We start from the raw sequence: 12641 nt of genomic DNA, 5'->3' as shown, positions 1-12641 counted from the left end.
GCGTTACTCCTTCTGGACAGGGGCGCGAGGCGTGTCCGGTTCGTCACCCTCGGGCGAGGGTCGCGGCGCTTCCGGCCGCTGCCCGGAAGCGGGGGGTGCCATGCCCACGTCGGCGTACCGGGCGATGGTGGCGGCGGCCCGGCGCACCGCTCCCACCGGGTCGGTGGGCACCAGCCGGTCGAGGAAGGCGTAGCGGCGGGCCAGCGAGCTGCCGTACGCGCCGCCGTGCGGGGCGGCCTCGCGCACCTCGTGCCACCAGTCGGCGATGTCGCCCCAGCCCGGCGCGGCCAGCGAGCCGCCGAACTGCTGCACCGCGAGCCCGGCGCACAGCTCGGCGAACGCCAGCCGGTCGTCGAGCGGCCAGCGACACAGCGTACCGAGCACGAGGCCGGCGCCGAACACGTCCCCCGCGCCGGTCGGGTCGAGCGCCGTCACCCGGGGCGCCGGCACGAACGCCTCCTCGCCCGTCGTGGAGTCGATCGCCATCGCGCCGTTCGCGCCGTCGGTCACCACGGCCAGGGGCACCTTGTCGGCGATCGCGTACAGCGCGTCGCGCGGCGTCTCGGTCCCGGTGTAGGCCATGGCCTCGGTGGCGTTCGGCATGAACGCGTGGCAGTACTCGAGCTGGTCGAGCACCGAGCGCGACCAGGCGCCCGAGGGGTCCCAGCCGACGTCGGCGAAGATCAGTGCGCCGTCGCGGGAGGCCAGCTCCGCCCACGAGCACGGCGCGTCGGGCGAGCCGAGCGGCTCGTCGGGCGAGAGCGTCGCGATCACCGCGCGCGACCGCGGCGGCTTGCCGATCATCTCGTTGGCCGGCATCGGCGCGGGGTGGCCGTGGGTCACCATGCTGCGGTCGCGATGCACGGCCATCGACACCGTCACCGGCGAGTGCCAGTGCTCGAAGCGGCGCGAGCGCGACAGGTCCACCGACTCCTGCTCCTCGAGGGTGCGCCAGCAGAAGTCGCCGTAGTCGTCGTCGCCGAACGCGGCCGCCAGCGACGTGCGCAGCCCGAGCCGGCTCGTCGCGATCGCCAGGTTGGCGATGCCGCCCGGGCACGAGCCCATGCCCTCGGCCCAGATCTCGGTGCCGGCCGCGGGCATGGACGGCAGGCCGGTGAAGATGATGTCGAGGAAGACGGTGCCCGCAAGGAAGACGTCGAACTGCGGGGCATCGGGGCTGCGCTCGCCGGCAAGAGGGTCGTACGCCTGGACAGACACGGGAATAAGTCCTCCTCGACACACCAGGTTCTGCGCAATCTTGCACGTTTGCTCGCACTCTGCAAGTGCTCACGCAATTGTTTGGCGCAAGTTGCTTACTTCTGCGCGTATTTGAATGTTAGACTCCCGGCGTGCTCCAGCGCCTCCGGCATGCCGAGATCATGCGCCGCGTCCGCGACTCGGGCGCCACGAGCGTGCGTGATCTCGCCAGTCAGCTCGGCGTGAGCCCGTCCACGATCCGCAGGGACCTCGAGGTCCTCGATCGCGACGGCACCCTGCGGCGCGTCAGGGGCGGCGCCCTGGCCACCGTCGACGCCGACACCGACCGCCCGTTCTCCGAGGTCGCGGCCGCCGACGAGCAGGACAAGGAGGCCGTCGCCGCCCGCGCGGCCGAGCTGGTCGGCGACGGCGACGTCGTCCTGCTCGACATCGGCACGACCACCATGCGGCTGGCGCGCAGGCTGCGCGGCCGCCGCATCACCGTGGTCACCTCCAGCCTGGCCGTGCTCGACGTGCTGCGCTCCGACCCCGCCGTCGAGCTGCTGCTCCTCGGCGGCATGGTGCGCCGGCCCTACCACTCGCTCGTCGGCGTGCTGACCGAGGCGGCGCTCGCCCAGGTCGTCGCCGACCGGGTGTTCCTCGGGGCGAGCGGCGTGCGGCCCGACGGGCAGCTCGTGGACACCACGCTCGCCGAGGTGCCGCTCAAACGGGCCATGATCGCCGCTGCCGGGCAGGTGGTGCTGCTCGCCGACCGGCACAAGTTCCCCGGCACCGGCGCGCTGCGCGTGTGCGGTCCCGAGGACGTCGATGTGCTGGTCACCAACGAAGGCGCCGACGAGGCGACGCTGCGCGCCTGCGCCGCCGCCGGCGTCGAAGTGCTGCTCACGTGAAAGGCTGAGGATGAGACTGGCCGTACTCGGCGGCGGGGGCTTTCGCGTCCCGCTCGTCTACGGCGCGCTGCTGCGCGACACCGCCAAGCCTCGGGTGGAGGAGGTGGTGCTGTACGACGTCTCGCCCGAACGGCTCGAGGCGATCTCCCACGTGCTGCGCGGCCAGGCCGCCGGGCACGACGACCCGCCCCGCGTGCGCGTCACCACCGACCTCGACGAGGCGCTGACCGGAGCCGACTTCGTCTTCTCCGCCATCCGTGTGGGCGGGCTGGCCGGCCGCACCGCCGACGAGCGGGTGGCGCTCGAACTCGGCCTCGTCGGCCAGGAGACCACCGGGCCGGGCGGCATCGCGTACGGGCTGCGCACCGTGCCCGTCGCCGTGCGGGTGGCCGAACGCGTCGCCGCCCGCGCCCCCCAGGCGTGGGTCATCAACTTCACCAACCCGGCCGGCATGATCACCGAGGCCATGCGCGGCGTGCTCGGCGACCGCGTCATCGGCATCTGCGACTCGCCCATCGGGCTCATCAGGCGGGCCACGAGCGCGCTCGGGCTCGACCCCGCCCGCGTCTCGCCCGACTACGTCGGCCTCAACCACCTCGGCTGGCTGCGCGGCCTGCAGCACGACGGCCGCGACGTGCTGCCCGACCTGCTCGCCGACGACGCCGCGCTGCACCGGGTGGAGGAGGCCAGGCTGCTGGGCCCCGACTGGGTGCGGGTGCTGGGCGCGCTGCCCAACGAGTACCTGTACTACTACTACTTCTCCCGGCAGGCGGTGGCCGCCGGCGCCGGGCGCACCCGCGGCGAGGCGCTGCTCGAGCAGCAGGAACGCTTCTACGCCGCGGTGCGGGAGCGGCCCGAGGACGCGCTGAACGCCTGGCGGCTGGCCCGCAAGGAGCGCGACGAGTCGTACATGGCGGAGGCGCGCGAGGCCGCCGACGCCGGCGAGCGCTCGGCCGAGGACCTGGAGGCCGGCGGGTACGAGGGCATCGCGCTCGCCCTCATGGCCGCCATCTCCAGAAGCGAGCCCTCCACCATGATCCTCAACGTGCGCAACGGCTCCGCCGTGCCGGGCCTGCCCGACGACGCCGTCGTCGAGATCCCCTGCGCGGTCGACGGCTCCGGCGTCCGCCCCCTGGCCACCAGGCCGCTGCCGGGCCGCTTCCTCGGGCTCATGCAGCAGGTCAAGGAGGTGGAGCAGACCGCCATCCAAGCCGCGCTGACCGGGTCGTCGCGTCTTGCGGTGGCGGCGTTCGCGCTGCACCCGCTGGTCGACTCGGTGCCGACGGCGCACAAGCTGCTCGACGGCTACCGCGCCCGCATCCCCGAGCTGGCCGCCGTCTTCCCCCGCTGAGCGCGCACCGCCGGGCACCGGCCGCCTCAGCCGGGGCGTGCCGGACGCTTCACAGGGCTGCGACGGCCTCGTCGATGGGGGTGTCGCCGGAGACGAGCTCGAGCGTGCGGCCCGCCGTGCCCGGCGCGCCGAGCAGGGCGACGATGACGGCCGCCACGTCGTCGCGGGGCACCGCACCGCGCGGCACCTCGGGGGCCAGCAGCACCCGTCCCGTGCCCGGCTCGTCGGTCAGGCGGCCGGGCCGCAGGATCGTCCAGTCGAGGTCGCGGCGGCGCAGGTCCTCCTCGGCCTCGGTCTTGGCCTTGATGTAGGCGGCCCACACCTCGTCGCTGCCCGGCGCGGGCGGCTTGCCCGTACCCATGGCCGAGATCTGGACGAAGCGCCGCACCCCGGCCCGTTCCGCGGCGTCGGCCATCAGCACGGAGGCGGCCCGATCGACGGTGTCCTTGCGCGCCGCCCCGCTGCCGGGACCGGCGCCCGCGGCGAACACCACGGCGTCCGCCCCTTCGACGATCCCGGTCACCTCGTCGACGCTCGCGCGCTCCAGGTCGCACACCACGCCCTGACCACCGGCGGCCTCCACGTCGGCGACGTGCGCAGGATTGCGCACCAGGCCGACCGCCTCCGACTCCGGCGCGAGCCGGGCCGCCAGCCGCAGCGCGATCTTCCCGTGCCCACCCGCGATGATGATCCGCATGCGGGCCATGGTGTCATGGACGCATGCGCGACTTCCCGCAGGCTCCCACCCCGGCGTTTCTCTTCGACCTCGACGGCACCCTGATCGACAGCGTCTACCAGCACGTGGTGGCCTGGCGGCAGGCGCTGTCCGGGATGGGCATCGACCTGTCGGTGTGGCGGATCCACCGGCGCATCGGCATGAGCGGCGGCCTGTTCGTCAGCGCGCTGCTGCGCGAGACCGGGCTCGAGCTGTCCAGGGAGCAGATCGACGAGCTGCAGACCCACCACGCCGAGGCGTACGAGCGGCAGGCGCACTCCGTCAGGCCGCTGCCCGGCGCGGTCGAGCTGCTGGGCGAGCTGACCGAGCGGGGCGTGCCGTGGGCCATCTGCACCAGCGGCTACGCCCGCACCGCCCGGCTCGCGCTGGGCCTGCTCGGGCTCCCTGATGACACGCCGATGGTCACCCGCGACATGGTGCGCAGGGCCAAGCCCGACCCCGACCTGTTCCTCGCGGGCGCGGCCTTGGCCGGCGTCGATCCCGCGCACGCCATGGTGGTGGGCGACAGCGTCTGGGACCTGCTCGCCGCCCGCCGGGCGGGTGCGCTCGGCATCGGGGTGCTGTCCGGCGGGTATGGCAGGGACGAGCTGGAGCGTGCGGGGGCCTTCCGGGTGTACGCCGACCCGGCGGACATGCTGGACCGGCTCGACGAGCTCGGTGTGCGCCAGAGCGACTGACGGGAATATCCCCGCGAACCGCCGGGCTTGATGTTGCGTATTCCCCACAGAGGAGCTGACTGATGGACTTGGCAGACATCGGCGTCACCGGCCTGGCGACCATGGGGCGTAACCTGGCCAGGAACCTGGCGCGACACGGCTACACGGTCGCCGTGCACAACCGTTCCTACGGCCGCACCGAGCAGCTGGTGAAGGAGTTCGGCGACGAGGGCGCGTTCGTGCCCGCGAAGGAGATGGCCGACTTCGTGGCCTCGCTGAAGCGGCCACGCCGGGCGATCATCATGGTGAAGGCCGGCGCCGGCACCGACGCGGTGATCGAGCAGCTCGCCGAGCTGATGGAGCCGGGCGACATGATCGTCGACGGCGGCAACGCGCACTACGAGGACACCCGCCGCCGCGAGGCCGCGCTGCGCGAGCGCGGCCTGCACTTCGTCGGCACCGGCATCTCCGGCGGCGAGGAGGGCGCGCTGAACGGCCCGAGCATCATGCCGGGCGGTTCGAAGGAGTCGTGGGAGGCGCTCGGCCCGATCCTGCAGGACATCGCGGCCAAGGTGGACGGCGTGCCGTGTGCCGTGCACGTCGGCCCCGACGGTGCCGGGCACTTCGTGAAGATGGTGCACAACGGCATCGAGTACTCCGACATGCAGCTCATCGCCGAGTCCTACGACCTGCTGCGCCAGGCCCTGGGCGCCGGCCCGGCCGAGCTGGCCGAGGTCTTCAGGGAGTGGAACAGGGGCGACCTCGACTCGTACCTGATCGAGATCACCGCCGAGGTGCTCGACCAGGTCGACGCCGAGACCGGCAAGCCGTTCGTGGACATCGTGGTCGACCAGGCCGAGCAGAAGGGCACCGGCCGCTGGACCGTGCAGAGCGCGCTCGACCTGGGCGTGCCCGTGACCGGCATCGCGGAGGCCACGTTCGCACGCGCCCTGTCCGGCCACCCCGAGCAGCGCGCCGCCGCCCGCTCCCTGCGCGGGCCGGACCTGTCCGGCGTCGGCGGGCGCGAGCTCATCGAGGACGTCCGCCAGGCGCTGTACGCCTCCAAGATCGTCGCGTACGCCCAGGGCTTCGACCAGATGGCCGCCGCCTCCAAGGAGTACGGCTGGGACCTCGACCTCGGCGCGATGGCCACCATCTGGCGGGGCGGCTGCATCATCAGGGCCAAGTTCCTCGACCGGATCAGGGCCGCCTACGACGCGAACCCGAACCTGCCGACGCTGCTGGCCGACCCGAGCTTCGCCGGGGCGCTCGAAGCGGCACAGGAGTCGTGGCGGCGCGTCATCACCACGGCGGTGCAGATCGGCGTGCCGACGCCCGGCTTCTCCTCGGCCCTGGCCTACTACGACGGGCTGCGCCGCGACCGCCTCCCGGCGGCGCTGGTGCAGGGACTGCGCGACTACTTCGGCGCGCACACCTACCGGCGGGTGGACAAGGAGGGCACCTTCCACACCGACTGGTCCGGCGACCGCACGGAACGTCCGGCGTAGCCCCGCTACCTGGTGCCGCGCGGCGCCGTCATGGCGGAGCCGTTGGCGATGGCGGTCACCACGCAGAAGCCGAACGGCCCGGCGGCGTCGTGCACGGTCACCTGACCGGTCGCGACGCCGCCGTCGCTGACATGGCCGGTGCTCTCCATGCCGATGAGGTCGCCCTCGGGCGCCCTGGCCAGGGTCAGCGTGTAGTCGGCGTTGATGAACCGCAGGCCGTCGGCCTGGGAGTTGCTGAGCGGGCTGGCGAAGTCGGCGGCCAGCGCGGCCCGTACGATCGGGGTCAGCGGCTCGTCGTCCACCAGCGCGAACCGCTCGCGCAGCCACACCCGCCCCGGCCCTGGGGCGCCCCACGGCGTCACCCGCCACAGGTCGAACGGCGGCGTCCACGGCCCGTTCGCCCCCGCCGGCGGTCCTTCGGGCGGCGGCGCGTCCCACGCGGGCGTGACCAGCGACCGCTCACCGTCGGGCTGCTCGCCCTCCCGCAGCAGCACCGCGCTCGCCCGCGCGATGACGCCCTGGGCGGTGGAGATCGTCGCGTCCGCCACGCGGATCCTGCGGCCGTCCCTGACCAGGGAGGTCTCGACGGTGACCGGAAGCATCGGGCTGTTGCGGAACAGATCGACGGTCAGCCGGGCGAAACGCAGGCCCGGCCGGGCGTGCCGCTGCTCGATCGCGCGTGCGGCCAGACCGCCGAGCAACCGGCCGTGCAGCATGTCGGGGGACCAGGGACCACGGGCGTGCGGCGCGGGGACGTACTCGTCCTGCTTGAGCGTGAAGAACGCTGACTCTGACGACACAGAACGAAATTCTAGAGCAAGGTGCGCGCGTGAGAGGGCTCCTGGCCTGCCGCGCATGCCATCGCTCATCGACGAACATCGACATCGCCCGGGACGAGCTCGGCGACCGGCGCGAGCGCCTCGCCGGCACCCGCTGGCCGGACGCGCTCGACGGGGTCGGCTGGACGTACGGCGTCCCGCCCGAGGCGGTGCGGGAGCCGGCCGCGTACCGGCTGGACGGCTCTGACCGGCGCGCCCACGAGGCCCGGCTGAACAAGCTGCCCCAGTACACCACCGAGATCGACGGTCAGCGCGTGCACTTCGTCCACATGCGCAGCGTGTCGCCGCCCGGGCCGCGCTGATGGACCGCCTCGGCTACGACCGGTACGGCGTGCAGGGCGGCGACTTCGGCTCCCTGATCTCCGCGGCCGTCAGCCGCACCGCCCCCGACCCCACGCCGACCGGCATCGCGGTCTTCCCCGGCGACACGACCGTGCGGCGGTACGCCGAGCGCGTGCACAACGTCGTGCACTGGCCGGAGTTCGAGCGCGGCGGCCACTACGCCGCCCTCCAGGCTCCCGGCCTGCTCGCCGCCGACATCAGGACGTTCTTCGCAGCGCTGACCTGAGGGCCGGCCTCGCCGCGGCGGGGCCGTGTTCGCGGGGCCGGGCGCTCCCGCCGCGTGCTGCCGTCTGACCGGAGCCCTGGGCTTCCGGCACGAGGCCGTGGGTGGGTGCGGCGTCCGGTGGGAGGCCTGGGTGGGTGCGGCGTCCGGCGCGAGGCCTGGGTAGGTGCGGCGTCCGGCGCGAGGCCGTGGACGTGACCTGGGCGGGTGCAGGGGCGGGGGTGGATTTTCGGGGGTGAGCGCCGTAAGCTCCCCCAATGCGTGATCTAGGTGAGGACCCTCGCCCCGCCCGGGGCGCCGTACGCGAGATCTACGACGTGCGCGGGGCGGCCACTCTGACGTACTCTCCCGAGCTCGACGGCCTGGCCGACCCGGGGGAGATCGTGTGGACGTGGGTGCCGTACGAGGAGGACCCGTCCCGGGGCAAGGACCGGCCGCTGCTGGTCGTGGGGCGTAACGGGCGGCGGTTGCTCGGCATGATGCTGTCCAGCAAGGGCGACGACGGGCCGGACTGGCTGGAGCTCGGGCGGTGGGGGAACGACGACCGCGTCTCCTACGTCCGCCTCGACCGGGTCTTCGAGCTCGACGAGGACGACATCAGGCGTGAGGGCGCGGTGCTGGACGGCGAGCGGTTCGCCAGGGTCGCGGCCCGGCTCATGAAGCTGCACGGCTGGAAGGTGGGCAGGTGAGGTTCCCGCCTGCGGCGCGGTCGTTCGTGGCGGGGCTGCTGGTGAGCAACAGCGCTCCCCACCTGGCCACGGCCGTCACCGGGCGCCGCCACCTCACCCCGCTCGCCGGCCGGCGCTCCGGACCGGGCGTGAACCTGGTGTGGGGGCTGGCCAACCTGGCCGGCGGGCTCGCGCTGCTGCGCTCGGCGGCCAAGGCCGGACGTCCAGGGGACGCCTGGGACGGGCGGCTGGTGGCGTTCGAGGGCGGGTGCGTGGCGTTCGCGGCCTGGATGGCCGTCACCGAACGCCTCACGCACATGAATCACGAGGACCGGTCGGCCGGCTGAGCGTGGCTGCGCGCATCCGCTGCGAGGCGCGGGCCTCCGGCTGACATGCCGGCGGCGGTCGTGCGCCCCCGCGAAGCCCACGACCGCCCACCGAGGCGGCGGCCGCACGCGGTCGCCGGGTTGCGTGCGGTGAGCCGTCCCGCCCGGACCGCCCTGCTCCCAGGTGGGACCGTCCGGGCGGGACGGCTCGCGTCACTCCAGGGCGGCTTGCGCGCGTTCGCGGCATTCGGCGAGCGTCAGGCCGGCCAGGGCCTCCCGTACGGCGGGGACGCACACCGGCGCCATGGACAGGCTGGTCACCCCGAGCCCTACCAGCAGCGGCGCGAGCAGCGGGTCGCCCGCGGCCTCCCCGCACACCCCCACGGGCTTGCCCGCCTCCTGCCCGGCCCGCGCGCACATCGCGATCAGTTCCAGCAGCGCGGGCTGGCGCGGGTCGAGGATGTCGGCGAGCTGGGAGTGCTGGCGGTCGGCGGCGAAGGTGTACTGGGCGAGGTCGTTGGTGCCGATGCTGAGGAAGTCGACCTCCTGGAGCAGGCGGTTCGCGCGCAGCGCCGCCGCCGGGACCTCGATCATGACGCCCACCTTGGCGATGCCCTTGGCCCTGGCACGGCGGGCGAACGCGCCGGCCTCCGCGACCGTGGTGACCATGGGCGCCATCACCCAGGGTTCGGTGCCGGTGCGGCGGGCGGCCTCGGCGATGGCGTCGAGCTGGGTGTCGAGGACGTCGGGCAGCAGCCGGTCCACGCGCAGGCCGCGGACGCCGAGCGCCGGGTTCTCCTCGGGCGGCAGGCCGAGAAAGGGCAGCGGCTTGTCGGTGCCCGCGTCGAGGGTGCGCACGATGACGCTGCCGGCCCCGGCGAACACCTCGGCGTACGCGCTCACCTGCTCCTCGTACGACGGCGCCTGCTTGCGGTCGAGGAACAGGAACTCCGTCCTGAACAGCCCGACCCCCTCGGCGTCGGGGTGCAGGTCGGCGGCCGAGCCGATGTTGAGCAGCAGCTTGACCGGGTGGCCGTCGGCGGTCCTGCCGGGGCCCGAGCCGGCGGCGAGCCTGGCCTTACGCGCCCGTTCGGCCTCGGCGACCGCAACCGCCTCCGCCTCGGTGAGGCCGACCGCGATCTCGCCGGTGGTGCCGTCCACGCCGACGACGGTGCCGTCCTGAAGGTCCATGACGCCCTTGCAGGCCACCACGGCGGGCAGGCCCCGGGCGCGGGCCAGGATCGCGGTGTGGCTGGTGGGCCCGCCGCGCTCGGTGACCAGCGCCAGCACGTCGTCGCCCAGCCCCGCGGTGTCGGCGGGGGAGAGGTCGTCGGCGGCGAGCACGTACGGGTGTCCGGGGTCGGGCAGGCCCGGCATGGGCAGGCCGAGCACGGACGCGATGGCGCGGTGCTTGAGGTCGTCGAGGTCGGCGGCGCGTTCCGCCAGGTAGCCGCCGAGCGCCGCCAGCGCCTCGCGGTGCTGGGCGAACGCGGCGTCGAGCGCGTGGGCGGCGTCCACGCCCGTGGCGGCCCTGGACTCGGCGTCCTCGCGCAGCATCGGGTCCTCGCAGATCATGGCGAGCGCTTCCAGGATCTCGGACGCCTCGCCGCCGGCCTCCGCCGCCCGCCTGGTCAGGTCCTGGGCCACCGCCTCCAGCGCCTTGCCGACCGCGGCCACCTCCGCCGAGGGGTCGCCGACGGCGCGCGGCGCGGGCAGCGCGGGCGGGCCGGCCATCCGCAGCACCGGCCCTGCCGCCCGCCCCTGGCTCACCCCGAGCCCGGCCAGCCGCCCCGCGCTCCCTTTCCACGCCCCCTCCCCGGCATCGGGGGACGGTGACGCGGGGACGGGCGGGGCGGTGCCGTCATGCATCGGGGGCCTCTTCCGCGTCGAGGTCGCGCGCCAGCAGCGCCGCAAGCGCGTCCAGCGCCTCCTCGGCGCCGGGCCCGTCGGCCTCCAGCGTGACCTCCGTGCCCTTCACGGCCCCCAGCGACAGCACGCCCAGCATGCTCTTGGCCGGTACGGCCTTGTCACCGGCGCGGATCGTCACCGGCACCCCCGCCTTGGCCGCCGCCTGCACGAACAGCTTGGCGGGGCGGGCGTGCAGGCCGCTGGCCGAGGCGACGACCACCGTACGTTGTGCCATGGCAGGACCTCCTAGGGCTCGATGGTGACCTTGATGGCCTCGCCCCGGCTGACCAGGTCGATGCCGTCCAGCACCCGCGGCAGCGGCAGCCGGTGCGTGATGAGGTCGGACACCACCACCGACCCTTCGGCGACCAGCTTCAGCGCCTGGGCGTTGTTCGCGGGACTGGAGCCGTTCGCGCCGACGATGGTCAGCTCGCGGTAGTGAACGAGGTTGGAGTCGAGCGAGATGATCGGGTTGTCCTTGGGCAGCCCGCCGAAGAAGCTGATGCGCCCTTGCCGGGCCGCCATTCGCACCGCCTGCTCCTGGGCGGCGCCCGAGGCGGCGGCGGTGATGACGACGTCGGCGCCGCGCCCGCCGGTCAGCTTCAGCACCTGCTCGACGGGATCGCTGTCGATGGCGGCGTCGGGGCGTACGAGCTCGGCGGCCATGGCCAGGCGTTCGGCGTTGACGTCCACCAGGAACACCCGGTTGGCGCCGCGCGCCCGCGCCAGGCGGACGTGCAGGCAGCCGATGGGCCCGGCGCCCATGACCACGACGTCGTCGCCGGGACCGACGCGGGCCAGCGTCTGGCCGTTGATCACGCACGCCAGCGGCTCGGCGACCGACGCCTCGGCGAAGCCGACGCCGTCGGGGACGGCGTTGACGCCGTCGACGGCGAGCACCTTGGCCGGGACGATCATGTACTCGGCGAAGCCGCCGTCGTAGTGGTAGCCCATCGACTCCTGGTTCGGGCAGACGGTGAGCCGCCCGCGCCGGCATTCGCCGCAGGTGCCGCACGGGATGGCGGCGATCACCTGCACGCGCGCGCCCGTGTCGACGACCTCGCCGGCGATCTCGTGGCCCATCACGCGCGGCGGCACGATGTGGTGGTGGCCGAACTTGAAGATCTTGGCGTCGGTGCCGCACGTCGAGCAGTTGCGTACCCGGATCTTCAGTTCGCCCGGACCGGCGACCGGTTCGGGCGCCTCTTCGATCCGGATGTCGCCTGGCGCGTGGAAACGCGCGACCTTCATGTCAGCTCCTTCATCACCTGGGAGACCTCGGTGGCCTCCCGCAATGTCCGCGCCCTGCCGGGGTCGAGCAGGATCTCGGCGAGCGCCGCCAGCAGCGGCACGTGCCCGTCGTCCTTGGCGGCGATGCCCACGCAGAGCGTCACCTGCTCGCCGTCCCAGTCGACGCCGCCGGGGAAGCGCACCACGCAGATCGCGTCGCGCTTCACCGCCTCTTTCGAGGCGTTGGTGCCGTGGGGGATGGCGACGCCCTCGCCGACGTAGGTGGAGATCGAGCGCTCGCGTTCGAGCATCGCCTCCACGTACGACTCATCGACCGCTCCCACCTCGACCAGCGCCCGCCCGCACCGGCGGATGGCCGCGGTGCGGTCGGGGGCGCTCTCGTGCAGCAGCACGGCCCGCGGGTCGAGCAGGCCGTCACGCATCGACCGTGCCGCCGTTCTTGATGGTGTTCACCAGCTTGGTCACCGCCGGGTCGCCCAGGAAGATCTGGAACGGGATGAGGACCTTGCCCGGGGCGGCCGCCCTGGCACGGGCCGCCAGGCCGGAGTGGCAGACGATCACGTCGGCGTCCTCCGGGATGTTGTTGACCGGGGTGTGCTCCACGGTCACGCCGGTGTCCTTGAGCTGCTTCTTGAGCTGGGAGGCGAGCATCACGCTGCTCCCCATGCCCGCGTCGCAGGCGACGATGAGCTTGCGGATGTCCTTGCTGTCGATGCCGGCCATGG

The 12641-nt window shown here is 73.7% G+C and carries 16 protein-coding genes; 8 read left to right on the top strand and 8 right to left on the bottom strand.

What is annotated here, in order from left to right:
• Positions 1-3: 3 nt before the first annotated feature.
• Entirely contained in the window at positions 4-1218 is a 1215-nt protein-coding gene (locus ACGFIM_RS06275; RefSeq protein WP_393195479.1) for a PfkB family carbohydrate kinase, read from the bottom strand.
• 131 nt (positions 1219-1349) lie between these two features.
• Between ACGFIM_RS06275 and ACGFIM_RS06270 the strand changes: the two genes are divergently transcribed.
• Both ACGFIM_RS06270 and ACGFIM_RS06265 read left to right on the top strand, forming a co-directional pair.
• Positions 1350-2108: a DeoR/GlpR family DNA-binding transcription regulator gene (locus tag ACGFIM_RS06270; RefSeq protein WP_393195476.1), complete on the top strand. Its 759-nt coding sequence runs from the start codon at positions 1350-1352 to the stop codon at positions 2106-2108.
• 10 nt (positions 2109-2118) lie between these two features.
• Positions 2119-3459, top strand: coding sequence for a 6-phospho-beta-glucosidase (locus ACGFIM_RS06265; protein WP_393195473.1), 1341 nt, complete (start codon positions 2119-2121; stop codon positions 3457-3459).
• A 49-nt stretch (positions 3460-3508) separates the two neighbouring features.
• On the opposite strand, the gene ACGFIM_RS06260 is transcribed toward ACGFIM_RS06265, so the two are convergent.
• Positions 3509-4156 (bottom strand): SDR family oxidoreductase, encoded by a 648-nt coding sequence (locus ACGFIM_RS06260; RefSeq protein WP_393195470.1) that lies wholly within the window; start codon positions 4154-4156, stop codon positions 3509-3511.
• Between the two features lie 23 nt (positions 4157-4179).
• On the opposite strand from ACGFIM_RS06260, the gene ACGFIM_RS06255 reads away from it, so the two are divergent.
• Together ACGFIM_RS06255 and gndA are read left to right on the top strand one after the other, a co-directional pair.
• Positions 4180-4872: an HAD family hydrolase gene (locus tag ACGFIM_RS06255; RefSeq protein WP_393195467.1), complete on the top strand. Its 693-nt coding sequence runs from the start codon at positions 4180-4182 to the stop codon at positions 4870-4872.
• A gap of 62 nt (positions 4873-4934) precedes the next feature.
• Entirely contained in the window at positions 4935-6359 is a 1425-nt protein-coding gene (gndA, locus tag ACGFIM_RS06250; RefSeq protein WP_393195464.1) for an NADP-dependent phosphogluconate dehydrogenase, read from the top strand.
• A 5-nt stretch (positions 6360-6364) separates the two neighbouring features.
• Here the strand turns inward: gndA and ACGFIM_RS06245 are convergent, their stop codons facing one another.
• Positions 6365-7159: an acyl-CoA thioesterase domain-containing protein gene (locus tag ACGFIM_RS06245; protein ID WP_393195461.1), complete on the bottom strand. Its 795-nt coding sequence runs from the start codon at positions 7157-7159 to the stop codon at positions 6365-6367.
• A 29-nt stretch (positions 7160-7188) separates the two neighbouring features.
• Between ACGFIM_RS06245 and ACGFIM_RS06240 the strand changes: the two genes are divergently transcribed.
• The 4 genes from ACGFIM_RS06240 to ACGFIM_RS06225 all read left to right on the top strand — a co-directional run bounded on the left by ACGFIM_RS06240 (position 7189) and on the right by ACGFIM_RS06225 (position 8778).
• Positions 7189-7500 (top strand): epoxide hydrolase N-terminal domain-containing protein, encoded by a 312-nt coding sequence (locus tag ACGFIM_RS06240; RefSeq protein WP_393195458.1) that lies wholly within the window; start codon positions 7189-7191, stop codon positions 7498-7500.
• Complete coding sequence (locus ACGFIM_RS06235) at positions 7500-7766, top strand: hypothetical protein (RefSeq protein WP_393195455.1); 267 nt, start codon at positions 7500-7502, stop codon at positions 7764-7766. The genes ACGFIM_RS06240 and ACGFIM_RS06235 overlap by 1 nt, the downstream gene beginning before the upstream one ends.
• Positions 7767-8020: 254 nt before the next feature.
• On the top strand, positions 8021-8452 hold the full coding sequence (locus ACGFIM_RS06230; protein WP_393195452.1) for a type II toxin-antitoxin system PemK/MazF family toxin: 432 nt from the start codon (positions 8021-8023) through the stop codon (positions 8450-8452).
• On the top strand, positions 8449-8778 hold the full coding sequence (locus ACGFIM_RS06225) for a hypothetical protein (RefSeq protein ID WP_393195449.1): 330 nt from the start codon (positions 8449-8451) through the stop codon (positions 8776-8778). Before ACGFIM_RS06230 ends, ACGFIM_RS06225 begins: the two co-directional genes overlap by 4 nt.
• Before the next feature lie 192 nt (positions 8779-8970).
• Here ACGFIM_RS06225 and ptsP read toward each other — a convergent pair whose 3' ends face one another.
• The 5 genes from ptsP to ACGFIM_RS06200 are packed head-to-tail and all read right to left on the bottom strand — an operon-like array spanning position 8971 to position 12639.
• Positions 8971-10626 carry a phosphoenolpyruvate--protein phosphotransferase gene (gene ptsP / locus ACGFIM_RS06220; RefSeq protein ID WP_393195446.1) on the bottom strand — a complete coding sequence of 552 codons (1656 nt, stop codon included), beginning with the start codon at positions 10624-10626 and terminating at the stop codon, positions 8971-8973.
• On the bottom strand, positions 10619-10900 hold the full coding sequence (locus ACGFIM_RS06215; protein WP_364053184.1) for an HPr family phosphocarrier protein: 282 nt from the start codon (positions 10898-10900) through the stop codon (positions 10619-10621). The genes ptsP and ACGFIM_RS06215 overlap by 8 nt, the downstream gene beginning before the upstream one ends.
• A gap of 11 nt (positions 10901-10911) precedes the next feature.
• The gene (locus tag ACGFIM_RS06210) at positions 10912-11916 is read right to left on the bottom strand and encodes a zinc-dependent dehydrogenase (RefSeq protein ID WP_393195443.1); all 1005 of its coding nucleotides are present in this window, start codon (positions 11914-11916) and stop codon (positions 10912-10914) included.
• The gene (locus ACGFIM_RS06205) at positions 11913-12338 is read right to left on the bottom strand and encodes a PTS sugar transporter subunit IIA (RefSeq protein ID WP_393195440.1); all 426 of its coding nucleotides are present in this window, start codon (positions 12336-12338) and stop codon (positions 11913-11915) included. The genes ACGFIM_RS06210 and ACGFIM_RS06205 overlap by 4 nt, the downstream gene beginning before the upstream one ends.
• Entirely contained in the window at positions 12331-12639 is a 309-nt protein-coding gene (locus tag ACGFIM_RS06200) for a PTS lactose transporter subunit IIB (RefSeq protein WP_393195437.1), read from the bottom strand. Before ACGFIM_RS06200 ends, ACGFIM_RS06205 begins: the two co-directional genes overlap by 8 nt.
• Positions 12640-12641: the final 2 nt, after the last annotated feature.

It is taken from the genome of Nonomuraea sp. NPDC049309, assembly GCF_043196965.1.
GTDB classification, from domain to species: Bacteria; Actinomycetota; Actinomycetes; order Streptosporangiales; family Streptosporangiaceae; genus Nonomuraea; species Nonomuraea fastidiosa.
This window is presented reverse-complemented; position numbering and strand designations above follow the sequence as displayed.

Coding starts and splice junctions, on each gene's coding strand:
- ACGFIM_RS06235 (WP_393195455.1), top strand. CDS start 7,500: ATGGACCGCCTCGGCTACGACCGGTACGGCGTGCAGGGCGGCGACTTC.
- ACGFIM_RS06215 (WP_364053184.1), bottom strand. CDS start 10,900: ATGGCACAACGTACGGTGGTCGTCGCCTCGGCCAGCGGCCTGCACGCC.
- ACGFIM_RS06265 (WP_393195473.1), top strand. CDS start 2,119: ATGAGACTGGCCGTACTCGGCGGCGGGGGCTTTCGCGTCCCGCTCGTC.
- ACGFIM_RS06205 (WP_393195440.1), bottom strand. CDS start 12,338: ATGCGTGACGGCCTGCTCGACCCGCGGGCCGTGCTGCTGCACGAGAGC.
- ACGFIM_RS06210 (WP_393195443.1), bottom strand. CDS start 11,916: ATGAAGGTCGCGCGTTTCCACGCGCCAGGCGACATCCGGATCGAAGAG.
- ACGFIM_RS06230 (WP_393195452.1), top strand. CDS start 8,021: ATGCGTGATCTAGGTGAGGACCCTCGCCCCGCCCGGGGCGCCGTACGC.
- ptsP (WP_393195446.1), bottom strand. CDS start 10,626: ATGCATGACGGCACCGCCCCGCCCGTCCCCGCGTCACCGTCCCCCGAT.
- ACGFIM_RS06255 (WP_393195467.1), top strand. CDS start 4,180: ATGCGCGACTTCCCGCAGGCTCCCACCCCGGCGTTTCTCTTCGACCTC.
- ACGFIM_RS06200 (WP_393195437.1), bottom strand. CDS start 12,639: ATGGCCGGCATCGACAGCAAGGACATCCGCAAGCTCATCGTCGCCTGC.
- ACGFIM_RS06260 (WP_393195470.1), bottom strand. CDS start 4,156: ATGCGGATCATCATCGCGGGTGGGCACGGGAAGATCGCGCTGCGGCTG.
- gndA (WP_393195464.1), top strand. CDS start 4,935: ATGGACTTGGCAGACATCGGCGTCACCGGCCTGGCGACCATGGGGCGT.